This is a genomic window from Nostoc mirabile CHAB5784 (assembly GCF_020829645.1).
Taxonomy (GTDB): Bacteria; Cyanobacteriota; Cyanobacteriia; order Cyanobacteriales; family Nostocaceae; genus Nostoc; species Nostoc mirabile.
Genome location: NZ_JAIVFS010000073.1, coordinates 1 through 13,073, shown reverse-complemented (window position 1 = coordinate 13,073; position 13,073 = coordinate 1). Strand labels below are relative to the sequence as shown.

10 protein-coding genes and 2 pseudogenes are annotated in these 13,073 nt (G+C 40.9%); 7 read left to right on the top strand and 5 right to left on the bottom strand.

Annotation, left to right across the window (positions count from 1 at the left end):
• Positions 1 to 865 precede the first annotated feature (865 nt).
• Positions 866 to 1,075, top strand: coding sequence for a hypothetical protein (locus LC653_RS31440; RefSeq protein WP_229498537.1), 210 nt, complete (start codon positions 866 to 868; stop codon positions 1,073 to 1,075).
• 116 nt (positions 1,076 to 1,191) lie between these two features.
• Here LC653_RS31440 and LC653_RS31435 read toward each other — a convergent pair whose 3' ends face one another.
• The gene (locus tag LC653_RS31435; RefSeq protein ID WP_229498536.1) at positions 1,192 to 1,515 is read right to left on the bottom strand and encodes a hypothetical protein; all 324 of its coding nucleotides are present in this window, start codon (positions 1,513 to 1,515) and stop codon (positions 1,192 to 1,194) included.
• Positions 1,516 to 2,217: 702 nt separating this feature from the next.
• On the opposite strand from LC653_RS31435, the gene LC653_RS31430 reads away from it, so the two are divergent.
• Positions 2,218 to 3,888 carry a dipeptide ABC transporter ATP-binding protein gene (locus tag LC653_RS31430; protein ID WP_229498535.1) on the top strand — a complete coding sequence of 557 codons (1,671 nt, stop codon included), beginning with the start codon at positions 2,218 to 2,220 and terminating at the stop codon, positions 3,886 to 3,888.
• Positions 3,889 to 4,030: 142 nt separating this feature from the next.
• On the opposite strand, the gene LC653_RS31425 is transcribed toward LC653_RS31430, so the two are convergent.
• Positions 4,031 to 4,972 carry a hypothetical protein gene (locus LC653_RS31425; protein WP_229498534.1) on the bottom strand — a complete coding sequence of 314 codons (942 nt, stop codon included), beginning with the start codon at positions 4,970 to 4,972 and terminating at the stop codon, positions 4,031 to 4,033.
• A 1,210-nt stretch (positions 4,973 to 6,182) separates the two neighbouring features.
• Here LC653_RS31425 and LC653_RS31420 point away from each other — a divergent pair.
• The 4 genes from LC653_RS31420 to patX all read left to right on the top strand — a co-directional run bounded on the left by LC653_RS31420 (position 6,183) and on the right by patX (position 9,993).
• Positions 6,183 to 6,914: an alpha/beta fold hydrolase gene (locus LC653_RS31420; RefSeq protein ID WP_229498533.1), complete on the top strand. Its 732-nt coding sequence runs from the start codon at positions 6,183 to 6,185 to the stop codon at positions 6,912 to 6,914.
• A 95-nt stretch (positions 6,915 to 7,009) separates the two neighbouring features.
• Positions 7,010 to 7,588: a hemerythrin HHE cation-binding protein gene (locus LC653_RS31415; RefSeq protein ID WP_229498532.1), complete on the top strand. Its 579-nt coding sequence runs from the start codon at positions 7,010 to 7,012 to the stop codon at positions 7,586 to 7,588.
• Positions 7,589 to 7,777: 189 nt separating this feature from the next.
• Positions 7,778 to 9,658, top strand: a complete 1,881-nt coding sequence (locus LC653_RS31410) for an FAD-dependent oxidoreductase (RefSeq protein ID WP_229498531.1) — start codon at positions 7,778 to 7,780, stop codon at positions 9,656 to 9,658.
• A 107-nt stretch (positions 9,659 to 9,765) separates the two neighbouring features.
• Entirely contained in the window at positions 9,766 to 9,993 is a 228-nt protein-coding gene (gene patX, locus LC653_RS31405; RefSeq protein ID WP_372478252.1) for a heterocyst-inhibiting protein PatX, read from the top strand.
• An 886-nt stretch (positions 9,994 to 10,879) separates the two neighbouring features.
• Here patX and LC653_RS31400 read toward each other — a convergent pair.
• Entirely contained in the window at positions 10,880 to 11,779 is a 900-nt protein-coding gene (locus tag LC653_RS31400) for a ferritin-like domain-containing protein (RefSeq protein WP_229498530.1), read from the bottom strand.
• A 405-nt stretch (positions 11,780 to 12,184) separates the two neighbouring features.
• Here LC653_RS31400 and gifA point away from each other — a divergent pair, with 405 nt between their 5' ends.
• On the top strand, positions 12,185 to 12,385 hold the full coding sequence (gifA, locus tag LC653_RS31395) for a glutamine synthetase inactivation factor IF7A (protein ID WP_100899525.1): 201 nt from the start codon (positions 12,185 to 12,187) through the stop codon (positions 12,383 to 12,385).
• A gap of 122 nt (positions 12,386 to 12,507) precedes the next feature.
• On the opposite strand, the pseudogene LC653_RS31390 reads toward gifA, so the two are convergent.
• Together LC653_RS31390 and LC653_RS47990 are read right to left on the bottom strand one after the other, a co-directional pair.
• Positions 12,508 to 12,774, bottom strand: a pseudogene (locus tag LC653_RS31390) (type I glutamate--ammonia ligase); the annotation flags it as partial.
• Positions 12,775 to 12,965: 191 nt separating this feature from the next.
• Positions 12,966 to 13,073 (bottom strand): annotated as a pseudogene (locus LC653_RS47990) (IS982 family transposase); the annotation flags it as partial.

The following is a 13,073-nucleotide window of genomic DNA, read 5'->3' as shown; positions in this document are numbered from 1 at the left end:
AATTCACAAAAAATTGTTTAAAATATCCAGCAATACTCGGTGAAGCAACACACAAGTTAATGTGTGAGTACTTACGCAAAAAAACTCTCTCAAACTATTCGCCGTGTTCTCTGTGCCTCTGTAGTAGCCTGTGGCAAACTGCTTTAGTCTAGGTTTTTCCGGTACTCATGTGTAGTCCTATATGTGTTATCTACAATTCCTCTTAAGGGACTTCCAAATAAAAAAATACTCAAAAAACTGGCGAAAAAACTCTCTCCTCCTTATTCCTCTGTGTTCTCTGTGTCTGGAGTGGTAGCCTGCGGCAAGCCCTCCGGGTTCGGGGGTGACGCTCCTAACGTCGCTAACGCTGCGCTAACGCAATCGACGGGAACCGCCAAGACTGCGACCCCCTCACCGCTTTGCGTCTACGTTTATTTGGATAATTTATTTCTTTGAAGTCCCTAAGTCAACCAATCTTATATTATGATTTCCATTTTTGTAAAAGCCTCTAAAAATACGGGTATGGTGTATTAAGCCTGCCATACCCGTAAACACCACCACCGCAAGGCGGAAGTCACGCATTCACGCATAATTGTATTCCGAGCTTCTTGCGCCATTTGAAATGGTATGTTTATTTACGCCGTGCTGTACTACGAGTAATGAAGATTAAAACAGTCAACAGTCAACAGTTATCAGTTATCACGGCTTCAGTCGGGGATTGAACCTCGACTGAAACACACCACTTGTATTCGTGGGGGACTCTGACTGCCAACTGATAACTGATAACTGTTAAATCACCAGATATTTAAAAAATGGTAAAAATGTGGAATAATACATAGGTGGTAAGTTTAATTAGATTCCGTAGATTCATAAAAAATATAAAGCTATGATTGCTCAACATTACAATTCAATTCATGTTGAAAATAACTTGCTTAAACAAATCAAGGTTAAAGAAAATCAGTTAAAAATTGCACAAGAATCTAATATGCTCCATGTAGCAGAAGCATTACAAGATGAATTGTTAAAGTTACAAGGTCAATTATCAGAGCTGCAAGACGTTGAAGTTCAAGCGTTGATGGGTTTGTTAGACGATTAATATTGTAAATTTGTGTTGCACAGTTTATTGAAACACGAAAACTCTCTAAAGAGGAAGCAGAGCATAGTGATTGTGATGCCTGGGGCTTCTAAGGTTTCATAAAAGCATGATGATTCTTACTTAGTTAAGATATTAGGGTTTTGCTGAGTATGTGGTGTTTTAATCTGCGGTAGTGAATTAATCTTAAGAACTGGTTTAATAGAGCGCAGTTGCCTTTGCCTAAAAATTTGAATTTCTCTCTCAATCGAATTTTGTCCTTGCCTAAAAAAGTCTTGAGAGTTATATGGTACTAAGTCGCGGGATAAATGTTGAGCTTGTGCTGGAGTCAAACTAGGAAGGGGTTGTTCAGCATTGGCAGAAGTTTGTATAACTAGTAAAAAAGCTGTTGAAAGCACCAAGGGTTTTATTTTTATACATCCGGTGAATATCAGGTTTAACATGATTGATACATCCGTTGCGTGAATGCTGTTTCAAACCATCTTGTGTTGGTCTGATTATAAGTAAAGTATACTTATTAGCTTACTAATTACCTCCTACAAATGGGTGAATTAATCAGCTAAAGCTTTATCGAACAGCAATATTGGCATCAGTTGTCAGAATTCAGTTGGGTAAACTGAGCAGAAATTGCGGATAGCGCAGACTATACCTTTCCTCAGTCGTCTTTAGAGGTTGTTTGAAAAGTGTTTCGCTGTGACTTTAGGCACTTTTAGATCCCCCCTAACCCCCCTTAAAAAGGGGGGAACCGGAATCAAAGTCCCCCTTAAAAAGGGGGATTTAGGGGGATCTAAAACTTTTGATACCGACAATAGGACTTTTCAAACATCCTCTTAGACGACTTTCGCTATTAGACTCAGAATTCATTCTGAAGCGGGCTAGATGAGAATGAAATAGCTTTGTTAGATTGGGCGGATACGCGATCGCACCCTTGGCAATGCATCACCTAAATTATTAGTTTAGGAATGGTGTCGATACGGCTCAGTGATAATGCTGTAGTAGATACTTCAGTCTTGCCAACTCTTGGAGAGGCTACGCTTAGGCTAATACAATAAATATGTTTGTACAACGGAGGTTTAATACTAATCTGATAGACTATCTTAAATTTGAAATTATAAAAGCTGGTAGCTCAGGGCTGATAACTAACTATGAGTGAAGCCTTATTCTGTATCGAAAATTTGCGAGTAGCCTATCCTGCGCGGAGTGGAGAAGAAGCAACCTGGGCGGTTGATGATGTATCTTTCACCTTGCAACCAGGTGGAAGAATGGGATTGGTGGGAGAGTCGGGTTGTGGTAAGTCAACTATAGGACGAGCAGTAATGCGTTTACTACCAGCCTCTAGTCGGATTGAGGGACGGGTGACATTTCAAGGACAATCGGTGTTTGACTTGATGCCTAACCAGTTGCGGAAATTTCGGGGAGAAACGATCGCCTTAATTTTTCAAGATCCCATGACACGCCTCGATCCGTTAATGACGATTGGTAAGCATTGTATTGAAACCCTTCAGGCGCACTCACCAGAATTATCAACGCCAGAAGCCAAAGAAAAAGCACTTGCTACCTTGGCAAAGGTGAATATTCCAGCTAGTCGTTGGAATCAGTATCCCCACGAGTTTAGCGGTGGAATGCGCCAACGGGTAGCGATCGCTTTAGCTTTACTCCTCAACCCCAAGTTAATTGTTGCTGATGAACCCACCACCAGTTTAGATGTTACCGTTTCCGCGCAGATATTGAAAGAATTAACTCGCCTGTGCGGTGAAGAAAACATGGGATTGTTGCTGATTTCTCACGATTTAGCAATGGTGGCTGAGTATTGCGATCGCATTGGTGTCATGTACAACGGCAAGATGGTCGAAATGGGTTCTACAGAAACCGTATTTAGACACCCTCAACATGAATATACGCGATCGCTATTAAAAGCAGCTTTACACATTCAAGCAGTAAATGATAACGGAGAATTGATAATTGCCAATGACTCAGAAAAGCAATTACCGATTATTAATGATAAATCCCCAATTTTGAGTGTCAGTGAACTCAAGCAACACTACACCATAGAACCTAACTTTATCGAAAGACTGTTTAAGACACAAGCGCAGACAATTAAAGCAGTAGATGGTATCAACCTGGATATTTATCCCGGAGAAATTCTTGGTTTAGTTGGGGAATCAGGTTGTGGTAAAAGTACGCTATCACGAACAATTTTGCAACTAATTCGTCCCACTAGTGGCAAAGTTGAGTTTTTAGGACAGGATTTAACTACACTGTCGCGTCAAGAAATTCGCTCCTCACGGCGACAAATACAAATGGTTTTTCAAGATCCCCATGCTTGTCTCAATCCAGCCATGACAGTGGGACAAAGTATCGCTGATCCTTTATTTATCCACAATCTAGCCGATCCTGTTAAGGCAAAAGAACAGGTTTTGTGGATGCTAGAAAAAGTTGGGTTAACACCGCCAAAAGTGTATTATGAGCGTTATCCATCAGATTTGTCTGGGGGACAACAGCAAAGAGTTGCGATCGCTCGTGCTTTGATTACTCACCCTAAACTTTTGATCTGCGATGAACCCGTAAGTATGTTAGACGCTAGCGTGCAGTCGCAAGTGCTGGATTTGATGTTGCAATTGAAAGAAGAATTTGAGTTAACTTATCTGTTCATCACTCATGATCTTTGGTTAGCTCGATTTTTGTGCGATCGTATTGCCGTGATGAATGGCGGTAAAATTGTCGAACTCGGTCTGACAAAAACTATTTTTGCTAATCCTCAGCATCCTTATACCAAAACCTTACTAGCTGCTGCCCCCTTACTAGCACGCGCTTAACCAAACAAACTCCTAACTCTTGTACAGACGCGATTAATCGCGTCTCTAACTCCCCACCGCGATTAATCGCGTCTCTAACTCCCCACCGCGATAATCGCGTCTCTAATTCCCCACTCCTGTACAGACGCGATTAATCGCGTCTCTAACTCTCTTCCTTCCCCTCAAGTAATTTAGTTGGTTCTCCAGTCGAACCATATAACTCAACATATCTTTTAAACAGCAATGCAGTCTCGTGATTTGAAGCCCTGCTTAAGTTGAATAAACGCCCTATATTTTTATCAGCTAAAGCTCTTAGATACGGCAAATCTTCAAATAGCGTCAAACAAGAAGCAAAATGCAATATTATTTGTAATAATGGCTTTGGCCATTCTAAATCACTATAAATATCTATAAAGAACTGATGCTCAAAGTCATTTAACGGGAAAGCATGAAATATAACAATTATCCTTTTGTTATTGTAGACTGGAATACTCAGTTCAACAGTATAGGGAGTATGTAATATTAAATCCACCTCTACAATCGGTTGACGCCAAATCCTCAAAGCATTCGCTGGCGAGTCTAATATTGTTTGGAATTTGATTATTCCACCAGTATTTGTGGGCTGAAAGTGGCTAATTTGAAAAATTTTCAGGTTATTAAGGCTAAAGCTATGAACTGTTTCCAAATGTTTTAAGTTCAATAAATGATAAATTTGGCAAATATAAGGAAACGGTAAAATATACTCCTGGCTAATCATGTGGAGCTTTTTTACTTGAAGCTTGTTAGCTTGAGTACGAGCGAGATATTCTTGATATTGACTGGGGCCTAAATCATTACTGTTAAAGCTTTCATCAGGCTTGAGGTATAGCCAACTTACAAAAAAGAAAAAGGTTGTAAATAGCTGAAATATTTCTATAGGAGATAAATAACCATCAGCAAATACAGCTATGCTTCTATCGGTTATTCCAAAAAGCCAAGATGGAATACCAAATAGCCAGATATTACTTTTGATTTGATCTATAAAAAGTGCTATTTCAACATTTGAGACATTTTTATCCTTATTTATAGTTAAATTCCCATTATTCTTAAAGCACTTAATAAACATAATATTTTGAATTTTATTTAAGAGTAGTAATTCCTAGAATTTAGATTTATCTTAAGTTTAAATAAAAATATATACTCACAACCTCTATCTTTAGCTGTATATCCAAATTGGATTTATTTATATCCACTTAAAAGAAGTTCTCATCAGCCAGGCTAAATAATACAAGTCATTGTTACATGCATATCCAGCTAGAATAAATTTTTTTGAAGCCTTGGTATTAAAGGATTCAATATTGTATTTTATGATGCGTAAATTAAAAGTAACAACTTTGCTAAAATATTTCTGCTAGCTGAGTACAAAAATTGAAATTATCTCAATTTTACAAAAGCGATATATAGATATTTAGATAAAAAAGTTGATTTTTCCTGACATGATAAATTTATCTATAGGACTTACGCACGAGTTACGGAATAACCAACCGCAGAGGCGCAGAGAAGCCAGTGCGCCCTTGCGGTTAAGAGACTTGTACCCCTCCTCTTAAGCAAGTTACGCGCAGCGTCTCCCAAGGGGAGACGCTGCGCGACACGGAGAAATGAGAGTTTGAGAGATATTTTGCGTAAGTCCTAATCTAATACCGTTTCTTTGTAAAGCTGCATATATTTACCCCCCGACTACGCCCTCCCCCTTGCCAAGCTACGGTGTACACACAAGTCTTAAATAGCTTACGAATCTGGGTTTGAGTGTCAGTTTTACCCCACCCTAACCCTAAGAGATGTATTGGGGAGGGAACTAGATTTCCTGTTTCCCCCAATACATCGGGGAGCCAGTGCTTTGGGCGGTTGAAGCATCTGGCGTGGGATTAAGGGGGGTAATTCGACTTGTGTGTACACCGTAGCCTTACCAAAAGGGAGATGCCGATAGACAAGGAAATTTTGTGTATAGCTGTCGCCTGGTAGTTTAGGACATAAACTGAACATAAAACCCGGATACCAAGAGACTTTTAAGCCTGTTAAGAGTCCCCTGCTATAACTTCATAGAGAAACGGTCTGAAACACTAACAATAATTATTTGCAATAATTTCTCTAATATTGTAAGCTTTTCTCAAATATATTGAATATTTTTATCAATAAGTTTTTACAGGAGGTTTGACACACTGATAAGCCTGGCTGGAAAAATCAGCTGGAATTCAGATATAGCAACTTGTGATTATTAGTTACAAAAATTATTAATTAGTGAATTGAGAGTTTATTCTATTTACAGGAAAATCAGGATGTCTAAACTGCCGGATGTTCTTTGGTTAAATACAAGCCCTTGTTTGCAATACTTTGCTCAACCGCTGCTTTGTTATTTATCATCTCAAGTGACAATTCAAGAGTGGAAATATTGCCAAAGTCAAGATGAAGTAAGTTCACTAGATGCTGCTGTTGTTCTGCTTCATGACTATCTCAAATCTTACAATCGGCCTGTTCACCTGATTGGTCATAGTACAGGAGGATTACTAGGGCTACTCTATAGCCGTCGCTATCCTGAAACAGTTAAGTCTTTGACGCTATTAGCCGTGGGTGTTGATGCGGCGGTTGATTGGCAAGCTCATTATTATATTCACCGTCAGTTTTTAAGTCGCCAAAAACTTTTAACTGATATGGTTTACAACTTGTTTGGTTATCAAGATAAATGCACTCTTAAGAGTCTGACACATCTTCTGGAGCAAGACTTAGATTGTTCGCTCTCTCCTCATTCTCTGTTTGAGAGAGTGAGTATAAAGGCAAACAGAGTTTCAGTACCTTTGATGGTTTGTAGTAGCTTAAACGACATTGTTGTGCAACCAGAGGCACTGCAAGGATGGCGATCGCATTTGAAGGAGGGCGATCGCCTCTGGTATTGTTTAGAAGGAGGGCATTTTTTTCACTTTTCCCAGTATCAGCTTGTAGGAGAACAGCTACTCGACTTTTGGAAGTTTATATATGTGTCAGATTCGCTGTATGCCTGTTTGCGACTTTAAGTATTAGATGATAATATATCTCAAGAAGGATGCGTTGAGTCAAACAATTGTGAGAGGTTAATCGTGTCCTAAATTATTTCAGGAAAGTCTAACAAATGGTTGTAGCTTTAGATGATACCAAGCGTAGCGCGATCGCTACAGAGCTAGCAGATTTGAAAGCTATACAAGAGTTGCTAATTGCTAATGAACAAAAAGTACTACCTGCGGTAAGCAACGACCAAGAAATTAGCAAGCGCCTAAACGACTTTCTCAAAGATGACCAAGAAAATCTCACAGTGATCGAGGAAGTTATTTCTAAATTTGGTGGTGGTTCAGCCCAGCCTAGAGACACCATACGGCAGTACGTTGAGCAAGTAAACCGTATAATAGATGGGAATGAGCTGACACTGTACCAAAAGGCTTCTATTCACGAAAGGATTAAGCACCAAGCCGTAATGACTGGTTTAATTATCCATAAGGCTGCCCAAGTGGTTGGTGATGACGTGAAAGAAGCTATTGGGCCACTCAATCAAGTCAACTTTGAGAATCGTGCCCATCAAGAACAATTGAAAGGTGTGCTAGAAGTGTTGGGTACAAGAGAACTTACAGGTCAAGACCCAGATCAAGGTGTTTGGGCGCGGACTCAAGATGCTGTTGCAGCTTTGAGAGGTGTATTTGATGGTCTAACAAAGTAGAAAAGTAGGCTGTTAATACAATGCAACACTCCCTTAACTTTTAGTTGAGTAAGTATCAATTAAGAAATAATCCGAATAATTCCTTGTGATTTAAGGAAACTAAGAGCGATCGCACTCAGTTTGAGATAAAAACTGAAATGCGATCGCTTTTTTTAGGAAAATATGTCGGAAACTCAGAGAGGTTAGGAGATGGTTCATCTGATATATACAGCTGATGTCTTAGTTGTCGGTGGAGGAACCGGAGGCACTGCTGCTGCTATCCAAGCGGCGCGACGGGGAGCCAAAACGATTCTAGTGAGTGAATTTCCTTGGTTGGGGGGAATGCTGACTTCGGCTGGAGTATCCGCACCCGATGGCAACGAATTAGAAGCCTTTCAAACAGGATTATGGGGTGCGTTTTTGCAGGAATTGCGACAACGACAGCCCGGAGGATTAGATAACAGTTGGGTAAGCTTTTTTAACTACGATCCTCGGATTGGGGCAGAGATTTTTGCAGATTGGGTGCAAGAATTACCAAATCTGCACTGGATTTTTGGACAAGTGCCAATAGAAGTGTTTCGCCAAGGTGATTCTATTACTGGTGTGCGCTTTGCTGATTTTGCTGTCACAGCCAAAATTATTCTCGACGGCACAGAATTAGGAGATTTATTGGCTTTAGCTGAGATACCCTATCGCTGGGGCTGGGAATTGCAATCGGAGTGGGGAGAACCCAGCGCTCCAGTAGCTTTTAACTCTTTCACCAAGAGATATCCAGTGCAAGCGCCCACTTATGTAGTGATTATGCAAGACTTTGGTGAAGCGATGTTTACGACGGGCGTAGCTGCCGCACCAGAAATTCCGGCTGCGCCTAACTATAATCCATCCCAGTTTACAGGCGCTTGGGATGGTTATGGCGCAGAGACATTTTTGAATTATGGACGTTTGCCTAATGGCCTGTTTATGATGAATTGGCCAATCTGTGGCAATGACTACGGCGAAGGAGTAGAGCGGTTGATAGAGTCAGATGTATCCAGAGGTGAATTCATCCAAGAATCTCGCTGGCACAGCCAAAATTTTGCCCATTTTATCCAAAATCAGCTTGGTCGTCGCTATGGTTTAGCAGAAAAAGTATTTCCTCACGCCCCTACAGCTTTTGCACTGCATCCCTATTACCGGGAAAGCCGTCGCCTAGTGGGGCTAACTACTGTCCGAGAACAGGATATTTTGCCGATCGCTGGAGGTAAAGTTGCATCTATATATAATGATGCTAATGATGCGAGATTTTGCAAAGCGTCTCCGATAGGAGAAGCGTTCGCCTTTGGCGTTTGCGTTCGCGAAGCGTCTCTGATAGGAGAAGCAATCGCAATTGGTAACTACGCCAATGACCATCATTATCCTGGTGTTCAATTCCCATTGCAACCAAAATCTATCCGTTGGGGAGGACGCTGGACTGGAACGCCCTTTACAATCCCCTACAGTTCCCTAATTCCAGCCACAACAGATGGTTTCTTGGTTTGTGAAAAGAATATTTCTGTCTCCCACATTGCCAATGGGGCCACCAGATTACAACCTGTGGTTATGGGCATTGGTCAAGCAGCAGGGATGGCAGCAGCGATGTGTGTTGAGTTAAACTGCCAGCCAAGGGATTTACCTGTTAGGGCGCTGCAAATGGCTTTATTGGAAGATAATCGCTCAAAAGCAGCAATTATTCCTTTATTTAATCTTCCACCCAATCATTCGGATTGGCTGGACTGGCAACTGTATTACTTAAATAACCCACAAGCCTATCCAGCTAGTGGTGATTGCCCTTGCCCATCGTGGAATCAGTACCCTGACTCTACTTTTGGTAAGGGATTAATTCGGGAAAGTAACTGTTTCCAAGGCATTTTTTACCGCTTGGATCAGCAGGAGTACAGATTCACTGTCACAGCACCAGCTGCATCTCAAGGGCAAAATTGGCAGCTTGTGACTTTGCGATCGCATATCGACGAACTATTACGCGCTTATCCTAACGAACAATTAATTACATTGTGGGGTCATCAAAACCACTTTGGTAATTGGTTACTAGTTGAACATTTAAACGGAGGATAAGAAGAGTTTATTTTCAGTAAAACAGAATACTTTTTGATGAATTGTCCGGATATTAATCAAAAAGCTAAGTATCAGTGAAGTGGAGAGTTCCAAAATAGACATCTGCTATGCGTGCTGCCATTTCTCTTTTAGTCTCGAGTCTGATGTTCGGCCCCTTAGCTTCTAACTGCCAAGCAATGGTCAATCACTTATCCTATGGGCTGCCTTCCACGCCTGCTTCGGAACAGTGGCTCTCGGCGGCATCTGAACAAGCTTCAGATGATGCGCCACGTCATCGCGGTAGTGGGCGTAGAGAAGTGACGCAAAAATCCGGAAATACCTATGTTGTGGTTTAACTACCGTAGGTTAATACCTTTTTTTCAAAGGAAACAAAGTACCAGAAAACACAGTGTTGTGCTAACATCGTTTACACAGCTTTTCTGGCAGATATATGTACAGTTGACACACGAAAATCTTCAGCGATCACTTAGTATTTCAACTGCAAGCTTTGTATATATAGTTGGTGTCAATCCTGCCGATCAAAACGCAAATCAAATTCAGTGCCTTGATCAACAGCATTACCAACTCCTCAAAAGCTAAACAACTGTTGCTCATATTCGGTGGTAAGCTCTGCGTCTCAATCCTCAACTGCTCTAGAAATAGATGTTACTTAGCCTATCAGTTAATCTAAAGCACATCTAATTCAGACATTTTGCTTGTTGAGGAAACAGTCTTAAGGCAACTTCGCTTTATTCCCAAATAGGTTTTCTTCTCATACATTGAGTAGCTGGTTATCTACATTAGCAAGTAATTGATCTTCGCTCCGACGCCTGTTTAGCGTCCTTTGCCGAAGCATAAAATTCCTTTCATTTCATCTGAGCTTATCTAAGGCATAAATTCGCACAAGTAGTATAGATTTATTGCACTTGGCAAAAATCTTACTATTCCTGACCTACTCTTGCACCCTGGTTTGTTCTCCTCGCAGATGGCTCCCGATGAAATAAATATTAAGAAGGATCTGCTAGATCATCTTAGTCATTTTAATTATTCTACACCCAAGGGCAGATGCAAAATTTTGCATTTGCCCTTTTTATATAAAGTTTACTTAAAGAAAAGGGAATGGGGCATGAGGAATAAAAGGACAAGGGAAACAAGGGAGATCAGGAAACAGGGGAGTAGAGGGGAAGTTGCAGTAAGTTTTTCCCCAATGCCCAGTGCCCAATGCCCAATACCCAATACCTTTTACACTTTTGTTTTCTTGCCGTTATTTTCTCTTCCCTGGATACCGTTGAGAAACATCGGCACAAACTTCTCAATAAACATCTGTGGATCGCGCTGCCAAGCCTTTTGTGCAGCCTGAATCCTAGTAAATTGCAACTCAGGCGCTAGCAAAGTCTGGGGTAAGCGTTCCATCAGGTACTGGGGACGTTGCCAAAGCGGCATGGTATTTGCCACTTCCACCAGGTTGGCAACTCCTCGCAGTTCTGCACCCAAGGTGATATCCATCCCAGATTCAAATGCTGCCTGTTCAATTGCAGCATACTTGAGTTTAGCTTGCTCTACCTTTTGGCGATGTTCTGGACTCTTATCTGCTATTTGTGCCAGCCAACGGTTACCCCAACGGACATGCCCTGCTTCTTCTGGCAGAATTTTTTCAATGGTTTCTCGAATTTTGATGTTTTCTTCTGTTTGCGGCGCTTGTTTGAGGGCGTGAATGTGGGCAGAGAAATATTCACAACCTCGCTTTTCAGTAATGTTAATTGCTGCTAAGGCAGCTATTATACCGTCCTCTAGGTTGCGTTTTGGGTCATAGGTGTCTTTGTCGAGCAGCCGATCAAATTCATCGATATAGGAAGTTCCAGGGGGAGTTCCTACATCGCTTCCCAGATCAATCAGCAAATCAGTTAGCCACATGGCATGACGAGCTTCATCCGAGATGTGATGAGACAAATCCCGCACCAGTTCCCGTGGCTGTCCATTTAGTTGTTCAATTATGTCAGTCAGGTCTTTGCAACTGCGTTGTTCACTGTAACGGTAGCGGTTGAGGGTAATTAGATGGATTTCGCGATCGCATACCACCCGTTTCAATATTTCTCTAGCACCCAAAACATTCTGAAATTTTCGTGGGTAGGTAACTGTCATAGATTATGTAAATTTTTGTAAATCTTTATTTGATGGTAACTTAATTTTTTGCAACTGCTGTATTTGTGCCAAGTCACCGAAAAAAGAGTAAAAGTTTCAAAAATTAATCACTTAAGTTGAACTTAAGTGTCAGACTTTTTAATTGTAAATAAAAGTAACGAATAAATGTTCTGTCTTGGGAAAGGTGTGTTTTTTCAGGTCAGACAAATCTGAAGCCAGATGATTTTAGTCATCAAAGGTGGATTAGGGAAGATTTTTCCAGCTTTGGGAAAAAATACCTAATATTGTCAGCAAAAGCAAATATAAATTTATGTAAAAAGTAGCTTATGTTACAGAATTTTTGCTATATTAGTCTTGTGAGGAACAAATAAATTATATATTCACAAAATAGAGAGGACTATGGTTATGTCTATCGCAGATAAATCTCGTGCATTAATGGTGCGTGAACATCAGCAAGTCAAGAATCGCCAACAATCAATGCTGATGCGGGCTGCACAAGAACTTGGTCTTCCTGAAGAAGCATCCCACTACTGGAACCCGATTCAAGGGAAGGTAGATGCCAACACTCGGATGATTTATGGGCCTAGCCATGCTTCCATGAGCTAAGTTTCAAGAGTTTTAAGGTTGATTTTTTGAGTGAAAGTCTCAACTGACAACTCTGGAAAAAAAAAGCCACCCTAGAGTAAAGGGTGGCAAAACTTATATATTTAGATAGATACGGTACTTAATTAAGCATCGTAATAGAGGTAAAACTCGTAGGGATGAGGACGCAGCTGCAACTGCTTGACTTCGTTACCTAGCTTGTAATCAATCCAATTTTCGATAAAGTCTTCCGTGAATACGCCTGATTCTGTCAAGAAGGCGTGATCTTTTTCTAGTGCTTGCAACGCCAGTTCTAAAGAACCTGGAGTTGAAGGAACCTTTGCCAGTTCTTCTGGAGAGAGTTCATAGATATTCTTATCTAAGGGTTCACCAGGATGGATTTTGTTCTTGAGTTCAGGTAGCCGCTCCGGTACTGGGTACTGGGTACTGGGGACTGGGAAAAAGTTTTTTAAAATTTGGTGGTGGGTAAAAGCGGAAAGTTCTGAGCTAAGGTTTCCTTAGCTCAGAACTTTCCAAGACAGCCCCCACCATAATTTTTCGATTTGGCACCCAATCCCTAATCCCTAACGTGAGTTCGATGGAACTAAAAAATCGCAGGAGGTAGAGCAGGTAAATCTTTCGGGGAAATGTCAATACCAGGTTTTTTGGGTAAATAGGTGTAGGCGGTTAAACCAGCTATCAAGTTAACCAA

Excerpts from the sequence above, each read along its gene's own strand:
- LC653_RS31440 (WP_229498537.1), top strand. The coding sequence starts at position 866 with ATGATTGCTCAACATTACAATTCAATTCATGTTGAAAATAACTTGCTT.
- LC653_RS31435 (WP_229498536.1), bottom strand. The coding sequence starts at position 1,515 with ATGTTAAACCTGATATTCACCGGATGTATAAAAATAAAACCCTTGGTG.
- LC653_RS31430 (WP_229498535.1), top strand. The coding sequence starts at position 2,218 with ATGAGTGAAGCCTTATTCTGTATCGAAAATTTGCGAGTAGCCTATCCT.
- LC653_RS31425 (WP_229498534.1), bottom strand. The coding sequence starts at position 4,972 with ATGTTTATTAAGTGCTTTAAGAATAATGGGAATTTAACTATAAATAAG.
- LC653_RS31420 (WP_229498533.1), top strand. The coding sequence starts at position 6,183 with ATGTCTAAACTGCCGGATGTTCTTTGGTTAAATACAAGCCCTTGTTTG.
- LC653_RS31415 (WP_229498532.1), top strand. The coding sequence starts at position 7,010 with ATGGTTGTAGCTTTAGATGATACCAAGCGTAGCGCGATCGCTACAGAG.
- LC653_RS31410 (WP_229498531.1), top strand. The coding sequence starts at position 7,778 with ATGGTTCATCTGATATATACAGCTGATGTCTTAGTTGTCGGTGGAGGA.
- patX (WP_372478252.1), top strand. The coding sequence starts at position 9,766 with ATGCGTGCTGCCATTTCTCTTTTAGTCTCGAGTCTGATGTTCGGCCCC.
- LC653_RS31400 (WP_229498530.1), bottom strand. The coding sequence starts at position 11,779 with ATGACAGTTACCTACCCACGAAAATTTCAGAATGTTTTGGGTGCTAGA.
- gifA (WP_100899525.1), top strand. The coding sequence starts at position 12,185 with ATGTCTATCGCAGATAAATCTCGTGCATTAATGGTGCGTGAACATCAG.